The 16,355-nt window shown below is 53.8% G+C and carries 15 protein-coding genes; 1 reads left to right on the top strand and 14 read right to left on the bottom strand.

All coding sequences use genetic code 11. The features are described 5' to 3' along the window. Positions 1-204: 204 nt before the first annotated feature. Complete coding sequence (locus CO251_RS09475) at positions 205-1,761, bottom strand: APC family permease (protein ID WP_242968512.1); 1,557 nt, start codon at positions 1,759-1,761, stop codon at positions 205-207. 295 nt (positions 1,762-2,056) lie between these two features. Here CO251_RS09475 and CO251_RS09470 point away from each other — a divergent pair, with 295 nt between their 5' ends. Then, positions 2,057-2,734, top strand: coding sequence for a GntR family transcriptional regulator (locus CO251_RS09470; RefSeq protein ID WP_103375569.1), 678 nt, complete (start codon positions 2,057-2,059; stop codon positions 2,732-2,734). 9 nt (positions 2,735-2,743) lie between these two features. On the opposite strand, the gene CO251_RS09465 is transcribed toward CO251_RS09470, so the two are convergent. The 13 genes from CO251_RS09465 to CO251_RS09410 form a co-directional block, all read right to left on the bottom strand. Continuing rightward, positions 2,744-3,574 carry an alpha/beta fold hydrolase gene (locus tag CO251_RS09465; protein WP_103375568.1) on the bottom strand — a complete coding sequence of 277 codons (831 nt, stop codon included), beginning with the start codon at positions 3,572-3,574 and terminating at the stop codon, positions 2,744-2,746. A gap of 267 nt (positions 3,575-3,841) precedes the next feature. Continuing rightward, complete coding sequence (locus tag CO251_RS09460; protein WP_242968510.1) at positions 3,842-4,681, bottom strand: 2Fe-2S iron-sulfur cluster-binding protein; 840 nt, start codon at positions 4,679-4,681, stop codon at positions 3,842-3,844. Between the two features lie 19 nt (positions 4,682-4,700). Further along, positions 4,701-5,912, bottom strand: coding sequence for an NADH-quinone oxidoreductase subunit F (locus CO251_RS09455; protein WP_103375566.1), 1,212 nt, complete (start codon positions 5,910-5,912; stop codon positions 4,701-4,703). After that, the gene (locus tag CO251_RS09450; protein WP_103375565.1) at positions 5,905-6,345 is read right to left on the bottom strand and encodes an NAD(P)H-dependent oxidoreductase subunit E; all 441 of its coding nucleotides are present in this window, start codon (positions 6,343-6,345) and stop codon (positions 5,905-5,907) included. Before CO251_RS09450 ends, CO251_RS09455 begins: the two co-directional genes overlap by 8 nt. A 24-nt stretch (positions 6,346-6,369) precedes the next feature. Beyond that, the gene (gene fdhF, locus CO251_RS09445) at positions 6,370-8,295 is read right to left on the bottom strand and encodes a formate dehydrogenase subunit alpha (RefSeq protein ID WP_103375564.1); all 1,926 of its coding nucleotides are present in this window, start codon (positions 8,293-8,295) and stop codon (positions 6,370-6,372) included. 114 nt (positions 8,296-8,409) lie between these two features. Further along, positions 8,410-8,853, bottom strand: a complete 444-nt coding sequence (locus CO251_RS09440) for a PAS domain S-box protein (RefSeq protein WP_103375563.1) — start codon at positions 8,851-8,853, stop codon at positions 8,410-8,412. Between the two features lie 18 nt (positions 8,854-8,871). After that, on the bottom strand, positions 8,872-10,551 hold the full coding sequence (gene oxc / locus CO251_RS09435; protein ID WP_103375562.1) for an oxalyl-CoA decarboxylase: 1,680 nt from the start codon (positions 10,549-10,551) through the stop codon (positions 8,872-8,874). Positions 10,552-10,586: 35 nt separating this feature from the next. Beyond that, positions 10,587-11,837 (bottom strand): formyl-CoA transferase, encoded by a 1,251-nt coding sequence (frc, locus tag CO251_RS09430; RefSeq protein ID WP_103375561.1) that lies wholly within the window; start codon positions 11,835-11,837, stop codon positions 10,587-10,589. Between the two features lie 223 nt (positions 11,838-12,060). Continuing rightward, positions 12,061-12,210: a hypothetical protein gene (locus CO251_RS17390; protein WP_158246260.1), complete on the bottom strand. Its 150-nt coding sequence runs from the start codon at positions 12,208-12,210 to the stop codon at positions 12,061-12,063. Positions 12,211-12,375: 165 nt separating this feature from the next. Continuing rightward, on the bottom strand, positions 12,376-12,864 hold the full coding sequence (locus CO251_RS09425) for a hypothetical protein (RefSeq protein WP_103375560.1): 489 nt from the start codon (positions 12,862-12,864) through the stop codon (positions 12,376-12,378). Between the two features lie 37 nt (positions 12,865-12,901). Next, positions 12,902-13,840 carry a LysR family transcriptional regulator gene (locus CO251_RS09420; RefSeq protein ID WP_158246259.1) on the bottom strand — a complete coding sequence of 313 codons (939 nt, stop codon included), beginning with the start codon at positions 13,838-13,840 and terminating at the stop codon, positions 12,902-12,904. A 121-nt stretch (positions 13,841-13,961) separates the two neighbouring features. Continuing rightward, positions 13,962-14,774: a formate dehydrogenase accessory sulfurtransferase FdhD gene (gene fdhD / locus CO251_RS09415; protein ID WP_103375558.1), complete on the bottom strand. Its 813-nt coding sequence runs from the start codon at positions 14,772-14,774 to the stop codon at positions 13,962-13,964. Positions 14,775-14,859: 85 nt separating this feature from the next. Further along, entirely contained in the window at positions 14,860-16,251 is a 1,392-nt protein-coding gene (locus CO251_RS09410) for an OFA family MFS transporter (RefSeq protein ID WP_242968514.1), read from the bottom strand. Between the last annotated feature and the right edge of the window lie 104 nt (positions 16,252-16,355).

Genomic DNA, 16,355 nt, shown 5'->3' with positions numbered 1-16,355 from the left:
CCGCCCTCTTACGGGGCGGCTTTATTATGTTGGACAAAATGCGACCTTAGGTATTGGACTTGTTGCATTGACAGCGGCTTTTGCCACCTCTGCCTGCCCTCTCGTTCCCACCCAAGACTACAAGGGCACAGCACATAAGCAAAGACCACTAAGCGCAGGGGGCCGAAGTCTCCCCTGCGCCTCTAGCAAGGTTAAGACGTGCCTTTAAGCGCTATCTCCCACACTGCCTTTAGCCGTTACATCGGGATTCGCCTGCGGAGCCATCCGCGAGGCGATTCCCCACGGCAAAAACAACACTAAACACACCACGACAACAATGACGCTGCCTATATCAATATTAAACCACTTCAGGGCTCCGACGCTGCCAATATAGGTCATGAGCGTCAAAAACAGCACATAGGCGATATACCAGATGGCATTAACAAATCCCCCTTTGACCTTGTACATGAGGCCAAAGACAACAGAGGCCAATGCCAGCAAGACAGTGGCATAGGGGACTGAAGGCCACCCACTCCAATAGACAATGAGTGACGCGGACGCAAACGCCAACACTGCGACGAGTGAACCATTTTTCAACTTGCCGGCATGACCTTCCTTGCGCAAGGCCAACATCACCACAGGATTGACTGCAAAGCCCAAATAGCCCGCCACGACGGCATCGGTAATCAAACTGTAAATCGATGGCAAGGGTGCCGCAATATACGCCACAACCGCTCCGATGACCGTAAAGACAAGCAAGGCCCATACAGGAATCGCATAGCGATCGCTTAATTCTTGCATTTTGGCGCTTACCAAACCGGAACGGCCCATGGCCAAAAGGATACGACTCCCTGCCCCTTGATAAATGTAGCCGGTCACAAACGGACCAATGACGGCGATGATGACAGTCAGGAATATCAGCCACCCAACATGCGCACCCTGGGCTATTGTCAAAAAGGGATTGCCCGCAATAGACGCAATGGCGCTCCACGTCCCAGGATGAATCTTGAGCTGGGACCAATCCAGGGCCGTAAGAAAACCCAAACTCAACAAGACATAGATAATGGTTTGACCAAGAACTGACCATAATATCGCATGACCTAAGAGCCTTGGCTGTTTAACCTCTTCGGCATAGTCGGGAATTACCCGTATGCCGCCAAAAGCAAACATCCCAAGTGGTATGGCCGCAAACACGCCCCCCATCCCGAAAGGCATGAAGCCACCATACGCCGTGAAATTCTGACTATGCGCGAAGGATAGAAAGCCAATTCCGACCACGACATAGAGCAATAGCTTGGCGATGCCAAAAACATTGGTCGAATTGGCAAACATGCGAACGCCATAATAATTGAACGGCAGAAATAAGAGCATCAACACGACCCCAAGTACGGCTCCAGCCGTCGTGGGATTGCCTAACGCATTAATAAAATGCGGGTAAAAATAGTTCAGCCCTTCTACAGTCGCCAATGCTTCAACCGGCGGAATAAAGAGATACCAAATCAGGTCAGCGAACGCATTAATCATATTGGTCGTTTTACCATAGCTGTACAGACTGTACCGTGAGGGTCCGCCCGCTTCGGGATATAAATAACTCAAATCGACATAGGTCAACCCCACGAAAAGATACATCACAGCCCCAATCAACCACGCTAAAACCACGCCGGGTCCCGCCACCGCAGCCATCCCCGCTGAGCTGAAAAGAACACCGGTTCCGACTGCTCCTGCGACCCCAATGACGATTAGGTCGAACAATGTAAGATGCTTTTTTAAGCTGTTCAGCACTGTCACGTCCTTTCGCCCGAAATGTTCTGCCGAGCCCTGTGAAGCCAATCCGTTTAGGCTAGCCGTCTAAAACACTTCCATTGGTGCAGCCAGCCAGTCTTTCTTATTGTTCTCAGCCATTGACTCCACGCTTTAATTGTATAGAATTATCTGGCTATACAATAGGGATGGCGCACAACTTCTGACTATCACTGCATTTCGAGGTATTGATTTGATATAATATATCTATCAATACTCGTAGATGATTCACCTCATCACAATGCGGCGGCAACGCGCTGAGGAAGCAGGCAGAGGTATGGAGAACAAAGCATTTGAAACCAAAAAGGACTATATCTTAAGAAGGCTGCGAGAAAAAATTCTCGCAGGCGAGTATGCTCCTGGCGACCGACTGAAAACACGCCAACTGGCCGAAGAGTTCGGAACCAGCGAAATCCCTGTACGGGAGGCCATTAACCAATTAGCCTCAACCGGTTTGGTGTCCATTACGCCTCATGTGGGAGCCACGGCAAGTTTAATCTCTTCACGGGATTTGGAAGAAATTTTTCAGATCCGGACTGCGTTGGAAAGCTTAGCCATTCGTCTCGCTACGCCCGCGTTAACCGATCAGGATTTGGACGAACTCGACCGCATGGCGCACGAACTGGAGGAGGCTGTTGCCCAGAACGCGCCGCCTGAACAATTAAACGCGTTGAATCGGCGGCTCCATATGGCCATCTATCAGCACTCCGGCAATCGCAGACTTATCCAAGGCATCGAAGAGCTGTGGAACCATGCGGGCCGCTATCCCGGTCCTCTAACGGGTAGCGACGACAGCACACGCCGCTCGATCGAGGAGCACCGTGCCATATTAGACAGTTTGCGCGACCGCGACGCAAATACAGCGGCAGTTTTAACGGAGGCGCATAAGAGCCGCGCCATGCGCGGCATCTTACAACGCGTTCGGGACATGGAGCAACAGCAAAAACACTCTTAACTCAAGTTCTTAGGCCCAGTGATCAAAAAAATCCCGAACGACGCCTACGATCTCCGGGTGGGCAAAGTGAACATAATGTCCTCCAGAGACTTCGTACAGCAAGATCGGCAAACCCAGCTCATCAATCGCTGTCAGAGGCCGCCTATTCATCATCGACTCTGGGACGACGAGTAGCGTGGGCGGCTTAAGTCGGCAAAATGCTTGCACGGGCTTTGAGCGGTAGATCGCCAGAAGAAATGCCAAGCCGCCTGGGGTAACGACCACCTCTTGCATTGCTGTATAAAATGCAACCCGCAAGGACGGGGTAATGGGTATATGTTGCTCATGCACGAAGGTCAAAAACGCCTGCTCAAGACCGGCAGGACTCATATCGCGCACCACCGCACGGGTGGCAACGCGCGCTGCCCAAGATGTGGCGCCGGTTTGGGTCATGACACTCAGCACCGGCGTAAAATAACGTAACGGTTTCGACACACCCGTTGGAAAACGGGGAATTTTTTGATATCCGGCATCGAGCAACACCAATTGGTGAACGCGCTCTGGATACTGATCCGCAAACGCCAAGGCCACCACACCTCCCGTCGAATGCCCGATCAGACGCACGGCACCAAATCCTTGACTATCGCAGTAACTTTTGACCCAGAAGGCCACATCATACCAGTTGGCCGCATGCGGTAAGGGCGCACTGCGTCCCAATCCCGGCAGGTCTAAGGCATGCACCGTATAGCGATCTTGAAGGAGCCGAAACGGCCAGACCGACTCGGCCGTCCATCCCATTCCCGGAAGAAAAATGACGGGGCTACCCACTCCGGCGACCTTAGCAAAGACCTTAATGCGCATCCCTCTTTTCTCTCACCCATCTTCCCATGACTAAACGGCCCAGCGCCCACGCCTATTTGCCACACCTCGTATCATCCTAATAGATATTTCTTGCGGACGCATAGAGCAAATTACACCAACCCCGGACTCTATGGAATGTATAGCACACGCGGTGGCCAGTTAACCGAATCCCCCTTTTAACAAACCAGCCATTCACTTTCCTATAACCAAAAAATAACTCCCTTTCCGTATTCGAAAAAGGGAGTTTAGTGCGTATATGGTTTAAGGTTACTCGTCTTCACTTTGGGCAAAAGCATAGCCATAACGTCCTTTTACACACAACATGCCATGCGTCACAGGATGATCTGCAGGCGATGTGACTTTGACAATTTGGTTGTCTAGGACATGTAACTGCAGATCGCAGCCCACGCCACAATAGGAGCAAACCGTTTCGGTCGTGGTGATCTGGCTTTCATCCCACTGCCCCTCCTGCCGCAATTCGTATTCCTTTTTGCCAATCAATGCTCCTGTAGGACAGACTGCCACACAATTTCCACAAAAGACACAATCTGACTCCGGCAGTTCGCGCCCGAAGCCCGCATCAATATGAGCATCAAACCCTCGCCCCGCCACCGCAATCGCAAATGTATTCTGCGCGTCGTCGCCACACGCTTCAACACAACGGTAGCACAAAATGCACTTGGACAAGTCCCGCACATATAAATTGTTGTCATCGCGCATCGGCTGCGCCCACGTGGCCCCCCCTGCAAAGCGATTGGGATCCGCTCCCGATATTTGGGCCAATTCCTGAAGACTCGGCGCCAATGTCGCATCCGATGTAGATAACAGCAATTCCGCGACTACCTGGCGCGCATTCTGAACACGCTCGCTCGCTGTCAACACTTCCATCCCATCTTCTGCGACACGCGAACATGATGCCACGAGCGTACGCGACCCTTTCAGTTCAACAACACACGCTCGGCAAGCATTAGCCGGCGTCAAGTTTTCATGCCAACAAAGCGTGGGCACCGGATGCTGCGCCTGTTCGCATGCGGCCCGCAAGGTCGTGCCAGGCGCTACCGTTACGACTTGGCCGTCAATGGTCAGTGATATGGATTTCTCCATCATAGCCTCCTCCTTCTTCGCCTCAGGCATGAGGCCTCAGTTGCGGCCGTTCGATGAATGACAGGAGAGCTAAGGGCGCTGTCTGGCCTAAGCCACAAATCGAGGCATCGCGCATCGCCTGTGCTAACGCCCGCACATCGTGTACGCGACTTTCCCACTGCTTGGCTTCCACGATCTCTAAGAGGCGGCGGGTGCCAATACGGCACGGCACACACTGGCCACAAGATTCCTCTGCGAAGAAGCGGGCAAGCCTTGCGACCACCCAGCCCAAATCCACGGTATCGTCAAAGAACATCATTGCGCCTGAGCCAATGCTGGCTCCTAGCGCTTGCAGCGACTCATAGTCCAAATGGTGGTTCATGACCTCCTCCGGTGTCAAAAAGGTGCCAGCCGCTCCGCCAAGTAACACCGCTCCCAAGCGGCCGCTCCCTGCCACCTGTCCACCCAAGTCCGGATCGCTCACAATATCGGCCAACGGCACACCAAACGGCACTTCATAAACACCAGCACGGCGAATGTGTCCGCTTAAGGCCACTAATTTGGTGCCCGGCGTCTTTGGGGTCCCGTACTGCGTAAACCACGACACATCATGAGCGAATAACACGGCAACATTGGCCAACGTTTCCACATTTTGAATGAGGGTCGGTGAGCTCCATAGCCCTTTCACCGTCGGAAAGGGTGGTTTGACCCGCGGTTCGGGCCGCTTTCCTTCAATGCTATTAAACAAAGCCGTTTCTTCGCCGGCAATATACGCCCCCGCTCCCCGCCGGATTTCAACATCCACCCCGCGCAGCCAATCACCCTGGCGTAAGGTTTCCAAGGCATTGGCTAAAGCCTGCTCGACCTCCCGGTATTCGCCGCGGATATAACAAAAGGCTTTTCGAGCCCCGACGGCATACGCCGCAATGAGAAGCCCCGTCAATGCGCCTAAGGGATCTTGCTCTAACAAGACCCGGTCTTTGAACGTCCCGAGTTCGCTTTCATCCGCATTCATCACCACATACTTTATCTCTCCAGGCGCTTGACGCACACTCGTCCATTTGATCCCGGTGGGGAAGGCAGCACCCCCGCGCCCCTTAATCCCACTGGCCGTGACCCATTCAATCACCGTTTCCGGGCTCATCGCCCAAATCGTGGCCAACGCCTGATCAAAACCCCGTTCACGCATCCGCTCAGCACTTTGGGGATCTGAACGGACCTCATGGGGTGGTAAAAGGCGGCGAATTTCACCCATGATGCACCGCCTTCACTGCCTCTTGCACCACTTGAGGCGTCGCCCGGCGCAAAATTTTCTGTCCAATCCATGCGGCCGGAGCATGGTCACATTGGCCCAGGCACGCCGATTCTTTCACGGTAATAGGGAGGCCCGCCGCAGCTTGTTCGGCCCAAGCCTTTAACTCCTCTGCGCCCTGCAGCGCGCACATGACATCTGTGCAAATATGCACCGGGGTTGTGCCCTCTATGTTGTCAAAGAGCGTATAAAAAGAGGCCACTCCATAGACTTCGGCATAAGCAACGCCTAACACTTCGGACACGGCGCCAATTAAGGCTGGTGTCAGTGCGTGATAATGCTCTACGACCCGCCATAATGCGGGTAGCAACTGGCCGCGTTCTGCGGGCAAGTCTTTTAACAACCCCGCAACCTCTTGCACCCCTTCTGTATCCATCCGCCTCACCTCATTTACTGTAGCTCACGCGTGCATCGGGGCCTTGGCCACCAAGCGTTCTAGCCGCACCGCGGCGGCCTTGAATTCTGCCGTACCCGACAGCGGATCAGTCGCCTCAATCGTCAACACATTGGTCATGACCTCATCGGGGAAGTGAAACGTCATAAAAACGGTCCCCGGCATCACAGACGACGACGCATAAGCAGGCACTTCGACCCGGCCTCGCCGTGAAATGACGGCCACCACCTCTCCATCGACAATGCCTAACGCTTTAGCATCGTGCGGATGAATTTCCATCCATTCGCCAATTTTATGGGGATGGTCATAGACATTGGACTGCACCCCCGTGTTATAAAAGGCCAGCCGACGCCCCGTGGTGAGCTGAAACGGATACTCCGGTGTCGGCATCTCCACAGGAGGCGCCCACTGCACTGGCATAAAGGGAGCTTTTACCGCCACCTCCGGCGCCCACAAGCGTTCATGTAAAACTTTACTGCCCGGATGGTCCAGCTCCGGTACAGGCCACTGCAAGCCGTGCGCTTCCTCTAATCGTGCATACGTCATGCCCCGGAAATTCACCGTCAGTTGCCGCATCTCGTCAAATACCCCTTCGGCATCGAGATAAGGCCACGGATAACCCATCGCCCGCGCCAGTGACGTCACAATCCACAAGTCGTCTTGGGCCTGGCCCGGAGCTCTGCGGGCCGCGCGAACACGCTGCACTCTTCGTTCACTATTGGTATACGTTCCGTCGCTTTCCGCAAACGACACCCGAGCGGGGAAGACCACATCGGCTATTTCCGCCGTAGCGGTTAAAAAGATGTCTTGAACCACCAATGCACCCAGTTGGCCAAACAGCGCCCGCATGTAGCCACTGTCCGCTTCAGACTGGATCGGATTCTCTCCGATGACGTAAAGTCCACGCAGTGTTCCCTGCTCAATGGCGTCAAACATCTGCGTTTGATTCCAACCAGGCTCAGGTGCTAGCGGAACCCCCCAGGCCTTTTCAAATTTTTCTCGCACGGCCGGATCGGTGACATCTTGAAACCCTGGCAAGCGGTTGGGCAACGCCCCCATATCTCCGCCACCTTGCACGTTATTTTGCCCGCGCAAGGGATTAAGACCGGCGCCGGGGCGACCCACATTGCCACAGAGCAGCGCTAAATTGATTAAGGCGTATACGTTGTCGACGGCATTATGATGTTCGGTAATCCCCAAAGTCCAACCAATCATCGCTGTCGGAGCTGCCGCGTAACGCCGCGCCAAGGCTTCAATGCGTTCGGGCGCAATCCCCGTAATGACAGCAGCCCGCTTAGGTGTCCAATCTGCCACACTGTCGCGAAAGGCATCAAAACCTACGGTTGCGCGCGCCACAAAGTCTTCCCGGTACAAATGCTCACGAATAATCACATGCGCCATGGCATTCAATAACGCAATATCCGATCCGATAGCAATTTGAAGATGCTCATGAGCGCGTTTAGCGGTCACCGTCTTGCGAGGATCTACGACGACCAACTCCGCTCCATTGTGCACCCCTTTCATAATGTGGTGGAAAATAATCGGATGCGCTTCAGCGGCATTGGACCCCACCAACAAAATAAAAGACGTGTGATGAAAATCTTCATAGGAACTCGTACCTGCTCCACTCCCGAATACCGTCGTGAGACCCACGACAGAAGGAGCGTGTCACGTCCGGTTGCACGAATCGATATTATGGGTTCCAAAAACAACACGAGAAAACTTCGAAGCTAAATAGTTGAGCTCGTTTGTCGACTTGGAACAACTGAAAACACCCAAGCCATTAGGGCCGTACCGCGTTTTGACATCCTGAAAGAGCTGGGCTGCCCGCGTTAAGGCCTCTTCCCATGTCGCTTCCCGCAGCTGCCCATTCTCGCGGATGAGAGGTTTGGTAAGCCGGGTGTGTTCAAACTTCCGGATGACCGTAGCCATGTGAACCCTCCTCTTGGAACTCATTCGTCATGCGTCTGCCTTATTCTACGCCAGAACCTTGTTATGGTACAGATCGAGCACCCCCTATTATCGTTATTTACGGAATATTACGAATTATGATGGCGACAGTCCCCCCTGTCCTTGTGCCACGCGGCGCCGTAACGCTTGAAGTTCTTGAAATTGCCGCGTGACATCGCGCAACACGGCGGCGATTCCCGTCAACACGTGGTCTTCATTATAAAACGGGACTACCGTAAATTCCACCGAGATTCGGACCCCGTCTTTGCGCATCGCCGGTACCGCCAGTACGGCTCCATCTGGATAGCGCCGTTCTCCCGTCTGCACCATGTGGTCAAAGCCTTCCCAATGGCGAGCCCGCAATTTTTCCGGAATAATCAGATCGAGAGACGCCCCCACTGCCTCCTCCGCGCTAAAGCCGAAGATGTGCTGGGCTCCTCCATTCCACACCCGAATCGTTCCTTGCCCATCGGTGAAGATAACGGCATCGGCCATCGCCGTGACGAGGCCCACACAAAATTGGGCGAAATCAAATTCCATGGGTCCCTCCTCTTAGGTCTAAGCCAACCCACTTTTCGGATTCAGATTTTGAATATGGCCGCTCTCCGTCCCCGCCAACGGATCAATCACACAATTGATGAGTGCAGGACGCCTGGCTGCCAACGCTTCTTGGAGAGCTTGCATCAATGCCTGTGGATCTTCGACATGGTAGCCCTGGCCGCCAAACGCTTCAATCAACCGGTCATAGCGTGCCCCCGCCACAAATCCCGTCGGAGAGGGCGGCCCATTGCCCACATCGCCACGGTAAATTCCCCCATTATTCATCACGAGCACCACTACCGGCAGACGGTAGCGGCAAATCGTTTCTAACTCCATCCCGCTAAAACCAAAGGCGCTATCGCCTTCAATGGCTAACACTATGCCCCCGCGCGCCGTAGCCGCCCCTACAGCATAGCCCATGCCGATGCCCATAATACCCCACGTCCCACTGTCAAGCCGCATGCGCGGGTCTTGCATATCAATGATATTGCGCGCAAAATCCAAAGCGTTAGCGCCCTCATTGACCACATAAACCCCGGAGTGTTCCTGTAAAACCGCCCGGACCGCCCCGAGCGCGCTCGAAAAATTCATAGGGCGCGGGTCTGCGGCCAGCCTCGCCGCCATCCGTGCGATGTTTTTTTGTTTCTGCTGATGCAAAGCCTCCAACCATTCACGTCGTGCCCCGATGGGATAGTCTTCTAACGCGGCCACCAAAGATTCCATGCTCGAATGGATATCGCCTACAACGGGCGCTTGAATCGGGCGGTTGCTATCCATTTCGGTCGCCGCAATATCCAACTGGATATATTGGGTGTCTTCGGACCATAAAGGCCCTTTGCCATGAGATAGCAACCAGTTCAGACGCGCCCCCACAAGCATGACGACATCGGCGTGGCCAATCGCGTATGAGCGGGCGGCGGCCACTGAGAGGGGATGAGCATCTGGCAACAACCCCTTGGCCATAGACATGGGCAAGAAAGGGATGTGCGTCCGTTCGATAAAGGACCGGATCGCCGAATCGGCCTGGGCATAAGCGGCGCCCTTGCCCAGAATAATGAGAGGCCTTTGCGCCACCGACAGAAGTTGAATGGCTCGTTGCACGGCCAAAGCACTAGGCATCTGAGCCGGGGCCGGATCGACCACTTTCACTAAGCTTTTTTGCCCCGCATCCGCATCCAAGACCGCACTCAGCGCAGCGGCAGTGAGATCCAAATAGACCCCGCCAGGCCTGCCCGATACCGCGGCGCGCACCGCGCGCGCGACTCCGATCCCAATATCTTCAGGTCGGTTGACGCGAAACGAAGCCTTGGCAAAAGGTTTTGCCGCGGTCATTTGGTCCAGTTCTTCATAGTCGCCTTGCTCCAAATCTACAATGGCACGGTCGCTGGATCCGCTAAGAAGAATCATAGGAAAACAGTTGGTGGTGGCATTCGCCAAAGCCACCAGCCCATTCAGAAAACCAGGCCCTGAAACCGTCAAGCACACCCCAGGCTGTTGAGTCAAATATCCCGCAATGGCCGCCGCATGGCCGGCACTTTGTTCATGGCGAAAACCAAAATAGTGTAGACCTTCTTGCTGCGCGAGGCGGGCCAAATCGGTAATGGGAATCCCCGCAACTCCATAAATCGTCTCAATCCCATTAAGCCTCAGAGCTTCTATCACTAAATGAAAGCCGTCGGTCATTGCTCCACTCATCATAATCCCCCTTCTGCTGCGACTCTTCCGGGGCTCGGTCAAACGACCCGCGCCGCGCGCAATTTCGCAATCTCATCCGCCGAATAACCCAACTCCGTCAGCACTTCGTCGGTATGCTCACCCAACAACGGCGACTCTAAAATGGTGGGTTTGAATCCGGAAAACTTGATGGGACTGCCCACGGTGAGATAGGGCCCACGCACTTTATGCTGAACTTCCACCACCGTGCCACTCTCGCGCAGGGCTGGATCATAAGCAATTTCCTTCATCGTCAGGACGGGTGCACAAGGGATGTCAAACTTACGGAGAATATCGACCGCTTCGAATTTTGTCTTATCCGCGAGCCATTTTTCAATGTCGGCGAAAATCTCAAAAATATGGGATTGGCGGGCTCGAGGCGTGGCATAATCCGGATCATCAATCCATTCAGGCTTGCCTATCGCCTTGCACGTCGCCGCCCACGCTTGCTCTTGAATCGTAAAATAAATATAGGCGTTGTCATCCGTCTCCCAACCCTTGCATTTTAGCACCCATCCCGGTTGCCCGCCGCCGCCAGCGTTGCCGCCGCGAGGCACCACATCGCTAAAGGTTCCATTGGGATATTGCGGATATTCTTCAAGATATCCAACGCGCTCCAAACGCTGTTGATCGCGCAATTTCACCCGCGCCAAGTTCAGTACACAATCTTGCATGGACACCGTGACCTTTTGCCCTTTGCCCGTTTTCATGCGGTCAATAAGCGCAGTGAGAATGCCAATAGCTAAATGCATTCCGCTGTTGCTGTCCCCCAACGCTGCACCGCTAACGGTAGGCGGCCCATCCCAAAACCCGGTCGTAGAAGCCGCGCCCCCCGCGCACTGCGCCACATTTTCATAGACCTTAAGGTCGGCGTATGGAGAGTTTTCACCAAATCCCTTGACCGACCCAAAGATCAAACGAGGATTAAGTTCTTGAATGCGTTCCCAACTAAACCCCATCCGGTCCATGGCCCCTGGCGCAAAATTCTCGACTAAAACATCGGCGCTCCGAATCAACTTTTCCAAAATCTCCCTGCCCTCAGGGCTTTTTGTGTTCAGTTCCAACGACTTTTTATTGCTGTTGAGCATGGTGAAATAAAGCGCGTCGACGTCAGGAATGTCACGCAATTGTCTTCTCGTGATATCCCCTACCCCAGGGCGCTCCACCTTAAGCACATCAGCCCCAAACCACGCTAGCAATTGCGTGCACGCAGGCCCCGCCTGCACCCCCGTAAAGTCAATCACTTTAATCCCTTCCAGCGGCAAACTCATGCCTCATCACTCCTCGTGGTCATATTCAGTCGGTGTTAAAACATCTTCATCGTTGGCTACACGCCATCACTCAAGGGATTGCCCGCCAGCTTGGTGTTTTGGCGGATAGTCGAAGAGGGTTACCTGAAGTACGGGTTCATTCTAAAATTGCTATCTGACTACTTCAATGATTGTGCATTATCCGTTAATATAATTATTCCTTATATCCTCTTATACTTGCGCTTCACCGAGGCTCGCGGCGGCTATCTCTCCACACCGCCCACAACATCATCGCCGTCCGCGGAATAATAATCACGGCCAGCATCACCCCCAACAGCCACCACTGCGGCCCGTGACGGCCCGCAAAGAACGACAATGCCCCAAGTTGCTCCATACTCGCCGCCCCTTTCTAGGAACCCCAACCTAAGGTCATAAAATACGAAGTATTCGGTTTTTTGTAGTCAAAAGCATGCGCAGCCCTTGTGGTCATCGTATCGCCATTTTCCCCAGGTCATAAGGAGGTGACGTTATACTCCCCTATAAAGATGGCTTATGGAGATTAAGACATTTCCGGCCAGCGGTTGACCACATAGCCCCAATAACACGCAAGCGCCCCAATCATGACCGCCAACAACACATCCATCTCGCGCCACTGCACCATAATTTGCTGCTGACACCAAGGGCTTGACCGGAGCCAGCCGCAGACATCTGCCTGATGCGCATCCACATCAATCTCGCAACCGGTAACAATCCCTCCAATGCGCCCAGAGATATGCATGCCGTTTTGATTTAGGCGCAAAGTGTGTCCTCCCAAACGGCTTCCCACACGCACGACTAACATATCCCCCGGCATGTAGAATCCCCGGACGGAACGCTTCCACAACCCCCATCCGCAACGCCCCGTAATGTATTGGGACGCATCCACCCACAGCGTCAATTCCCACCTGCGCTCCCCTTCTTCAAACCGCGAGTGAATGGCCTGACTGGGTGCGCTTTCCGCCCACAAAACGGTTTGCAACACCCCCACCTGCCCCAACATCACACCCATAAACCTTGCCTCCCCCATGTCTCATGCGCTTTCCCGATTAGCCATTGTGGTCGGCCACCCGCTGCTTTTCTTGGTGAACCCGCGTCCTGGGAACCTCTTCGGAGTAAGACCGAATATAATGCATAAACACTTCGACAGCTGCACCAATTTCCTCGCGCGCCCGAAACACCATCGCCAAGCGCCGATAGGCTCTGGGCTGCAGCGGCGCGGTACGAATGAGTCCAGCCTCCGCTTCCAGCAAAATCGTGTCCTTCGGCACAATCGCTATCCCAATCCCGGCAGCAACAAAGCCTAACAAGGCATGAATGCTTGTCGCCTCACTGACAACGCGCGGCACAAAGCCCGCCTGCTGAGCAAGGCGTGATATCGTAAGATTGATACTATAACCGGGTTTCATAAACACGAAGTTGCGGTCGCGCAAGGCATCCATCCGCACAGGTCCCTCTAAAGGCTCTTCGGGGCTGGCGATTACCACCAGCTCTTCGGCCCATAAGGGCTCGAATTGGACTTTCGTCGTAAAAAGCGGCAAAGGCGTAAGCGCCAGGTCCACCTGATTTTTTCTCACCTGCTCGGCAAGATGCAAGGCTTCATTCTCGAGCACTTCAATGCGAATTTCAGGAAAGGCCTTATGAAAAGGGCGATAAATCCGCGGAAAATGGTGAATGGATACCGGAGATAAAGGGCTGACCCCTAACACAATTTTGCCCGCAATAGAATTTTTTGCGTCCTCTATCGTCATTGGAATTTGGCGCACTTCGTGTAAGACCTTTCGGGCCTGAATCACCGCTTTTTGACCACTTTCCGTTAATGTGGCGCCCCGGACGCCCCGTATCAAAAGCGGCGTCGCCAATTCCTCTTCAAGTTGTAAGATTTGATTGGTGACCGCAGGCTGGGTTACCCCAAAATACTCCGCACACGCTGATAAACTCCCCAAATCGGCTATCCCAATCAAAAATTCCAATTGCCGCAGCGTCATCCCCATCGCCCCCATCATCTAAAACGTCAGGTGCCTCAATGGCCTGTCCCGAACTGCTTATACCATTATATTCCAGTTGTTAGCTGCACTATGCCAAGACGTTGAAGACACCCGACACCTCCTAAAGACTTGGGGCGTCAATCCGTTCGGGATGGCTATACACACTGAGTTCTTCATCCCGAACAAACCCTACTGCCGTAATGCCCAGCGCCTCCGCCAAGGCAATGCCTAAAGTGGTGGGGGCCGCATTGGAAATTACCGCCGGCACGCCCATTCTCGCTATTTTAATGATGACTTCCGATGACAACCGTCCCGAAAACACCACCGCAGCCTCTCCTAAAGACAGCGCATGTAACAAGCTGTAGCCATATAGTTTATCGAGCGCGTTATGACGCCCCACATCGGCGCGAATCGCTACTAGGCGTCCCTCCCGCCACAACCCCGCGGCATGCAAGCCTCCTGAATGCTGCATTTGTGTCCATGCACTAAACTCGTTAAACAACGACCCAAGGATGTGGGCCTTTAACCGCAAAGCGCCTTGTGGCACCGGCCTGATATCGGCATCTTCCGCAAAATAGAATCCCGTTCGTCCGCGCCCACAGCAATTGCTGATATAGCGCTTACCGCTTTGCGCCAAAAGTTCCGGCCGTAATCCTGGAATGCGCACCCACACTTGCCCCTCGGATTCTCGGATCTGACAAATGCTGATTTCTTGCGGCGCCACAATAAAGTGTTCGGCCGCCAAAAACCCGACGACCAATTCATAAAGGTCTGTCGGCGTAACGATCATCGTCGTCCATTCCCGCCCGTTGATAAAGAGAGTGAACGCTTCCTCGCGCACAATTTCTGCTGATTCCCGCCGCCACTCTCCTTGGTCGTAATGGTCACGGGTCAACATGCGCACAGCATCTTGCAGACGTTTTGGCACCTCCACCGGAAATCCCCCCAAGGTGACCCCACACTTCCCACCGCGCGCGAAAACGGCCAGTTTCCGCGAACGAAAACTGGCCCAAGCATTGCTACTCGTGAGAAACAGCCACCGCGTCCGTATGGCGGGCAGCAACTAATCGCGCCGCTCGTTCCACCTGCTCAGCGGTTGGCCGCTTTAACAGAAACAGCGCGATTAACGAAGCCAACAGGGCCATGATGCCCGCAATGACGAAGGCCACGGGATAGCCGCCGATCCCAACCAAAGACGCCGTGACAATACCGCCATAGAAACCGCCAACAATCTTTCCCGCATAAATTGTTCCGTAATTTTGCGTCACGTGATTTTCTCCATAATAATCACTGGTCATCAAGGGATTGAGCACAAACAACGATCCTGAGGTTCCCCCTGCCAGCAAGGCGAAAATCACAAAGAACGGCACACTGTGCGCTTCACCTGCCAGTAGCACGAGAATCGAGGAAAACCCTAAAATCGCATAGACATAGACCATAGCGCGCTGCCGCCCAATATAGTCCGACCACAAGCCGACAAGCGGTCTACCAATCCCATCGGTAAAGGCAAAGCCCGTTGCGCCAGCAATAATCACGACCGTTCCTAAATGCATCGCTGTGCCAAAGGGGTAATAAAAGCCCACGCCGAAGAGCGATGTCCCTGCAATTAACATGAACTCAATCAGCATCCAGAAAGGTTGGGGGGTTTTCCACATTTCCGCGGTGGTCATTTGCCGACGTGCCGGGGGATTATGCCGCAAAGCCAGCAACTGCTTGTTCTCGGCCCATTTCAGCGGATCGACGTCTTTAGGCCACCAATTCTTGGGCGGATCTTTGAACCAGAAGCTAATGATAATCAGACCGCCACCCAAAATCACGCCGGTCAGGTACAAAATGCTGATGAAATCGTGCGTGTTGAAGTCTGCACCATAGAGAATAATAAAGGGAACCGCGCCATAGGCCCAGCCTCCATCCACAAACCCGGTCCGCCAGCCCTTCTTCTCCGGGTACCATTTGCTGACCGTATTGACACAAGTCGAGTACACCAACCCCGACCCCAAGCCCCCCAGTGCTGCGTAGCCCACATAAGAAATCCAAGGCTGTACCGCATGGGCCAAGAAATAGTAGGCGGCCGCCACAAGCACACCGCCTATCAGCACCGCATACCGCGTCTTTAACAAGCCACGTTCCCTTAAAACCCCATTAAAATACGATATCCCCGCCTCAAAGAGCACATAGACGGAGTAATTCCAAAAAGCCGTGGTCAAACTCCAATGATACTCATTCGCCACCGTCGCGGACGCAGCGCCCCATCCGTATTCCAGTGTTGAGGCCAGCATCATCCCAATCCACGGCAAAATAATCATTACGATACGGCCTTGCCCCATAATATCGCGAGGACTTTCCCCAATCCGGTAAATGCGTCCATTTTGATCTCTGACTTCTTTGTAAGGCACCGCGTTTGCTGTCATAGACACTGACGCCTCTCCCCCTTCTTCATGGGCCAACGGGATGTGTACAATATAGCTAAACAATTGCTCAATCGATTGGGCTCATTTATTTTATCTTTAACTTT

The sequence above is a fragment of the Sulfobacillus sp. hq2 genome, from assembly GCF_002903155.1.
In the GTDB taxonomy this organism is placed as follows: Bacteria; Bacillota; Sulfobacillia; order Sulfobacillales; family Sulfobacillaceae; genus Sulfobacillus; species Sulfobacillus thermotolerans.
Note: the sequence above shows the minus strand (reverse complement) of the source record. Positions and strands in the feature narration are given on the sequence as shown.

Coding starts and splice junctions, on each gene's coding strand:
- CO251_RS09410 (WP_242968514.1), bottom strand. CDS start 16,251: ATGACAGCAAACGCGGTGCCTTACAAAGAAGTCAGAGATCAAAATGGA.
- oxc (WP_103375562.1), bottom strand. CDS start 10,551: ATGATGAGTGGAGCAATGACCGACGGCTTTCATTTAGTGATAGAAGCT.
- CO251_RS09460 (WP_242968510.1), bottom strand. CDS start 4,681: ATGATGGAGAAATCCATATCACTGACCATTGACGGCCAAGTCGTAACG.
- frc (WP_103375561.1), bottom strand. CDS start 11,837: ATGAGTTTGCCGCTGGAAGGGATTAAAGTGATTGACTTTACGGGGGTG.
- CO251_RS09455 (WP_103375566.1), bottom strand. CDS start 5,912: ATGGGTGAAATTCGCCGCCTTTTACCACCCCATGAGGTCCGTTCAGAT.
- CO251_RS09440 (WP_103375563.1), bottom strand. CDS start 8,853: ATGGAATTTGATTTCGCCCAATTTTGTGTGGGCCTCGTCACGGCGATG.
- CO251_RS09450 (WP_103375565.1), bottom strand. CDS start 6,345: ATGGATACAGAAGGGGTGCAAGAGGTTGCGGGGTTGTTAAAAGACTTG.
- CO251_RS09425 (WP_103375560.1), bottom strand. CDS start 12,864: ATGGGTGTGATGTTGGGGCAGGTGGGGGTGTTGCAAACCGTTTTGTGG.
- CO251_RS09470 (WP_103375569.1), top strand. CDS start 2,057: ATGGAGAACAAAGCATTTGAAACCAAAAAGGACTATATCTTAAGAAGG.
- CO251_RS09420 (WP_158246259.1), bottom strand. CDS start 13,840: ATGACGCTGCGGCAATTGGAATTTTTGATTGGGATAGCCGATTTGGGG.
- CO251_RS17390 (WP_158246260.1), bottom strand. CDS start 12,210: ATGGAGCAACTTGGGGCATTGTCGTTCTTTGCGGGCCGTCACGGGCCG.
- CO251_RS09465 (WP_103375568.1), bottom strand. CDS start 3,574: ATGCGCATTAAGGTCTTTGCTAAGGTCGCCGGAGTGGGTAGCCCCGTC.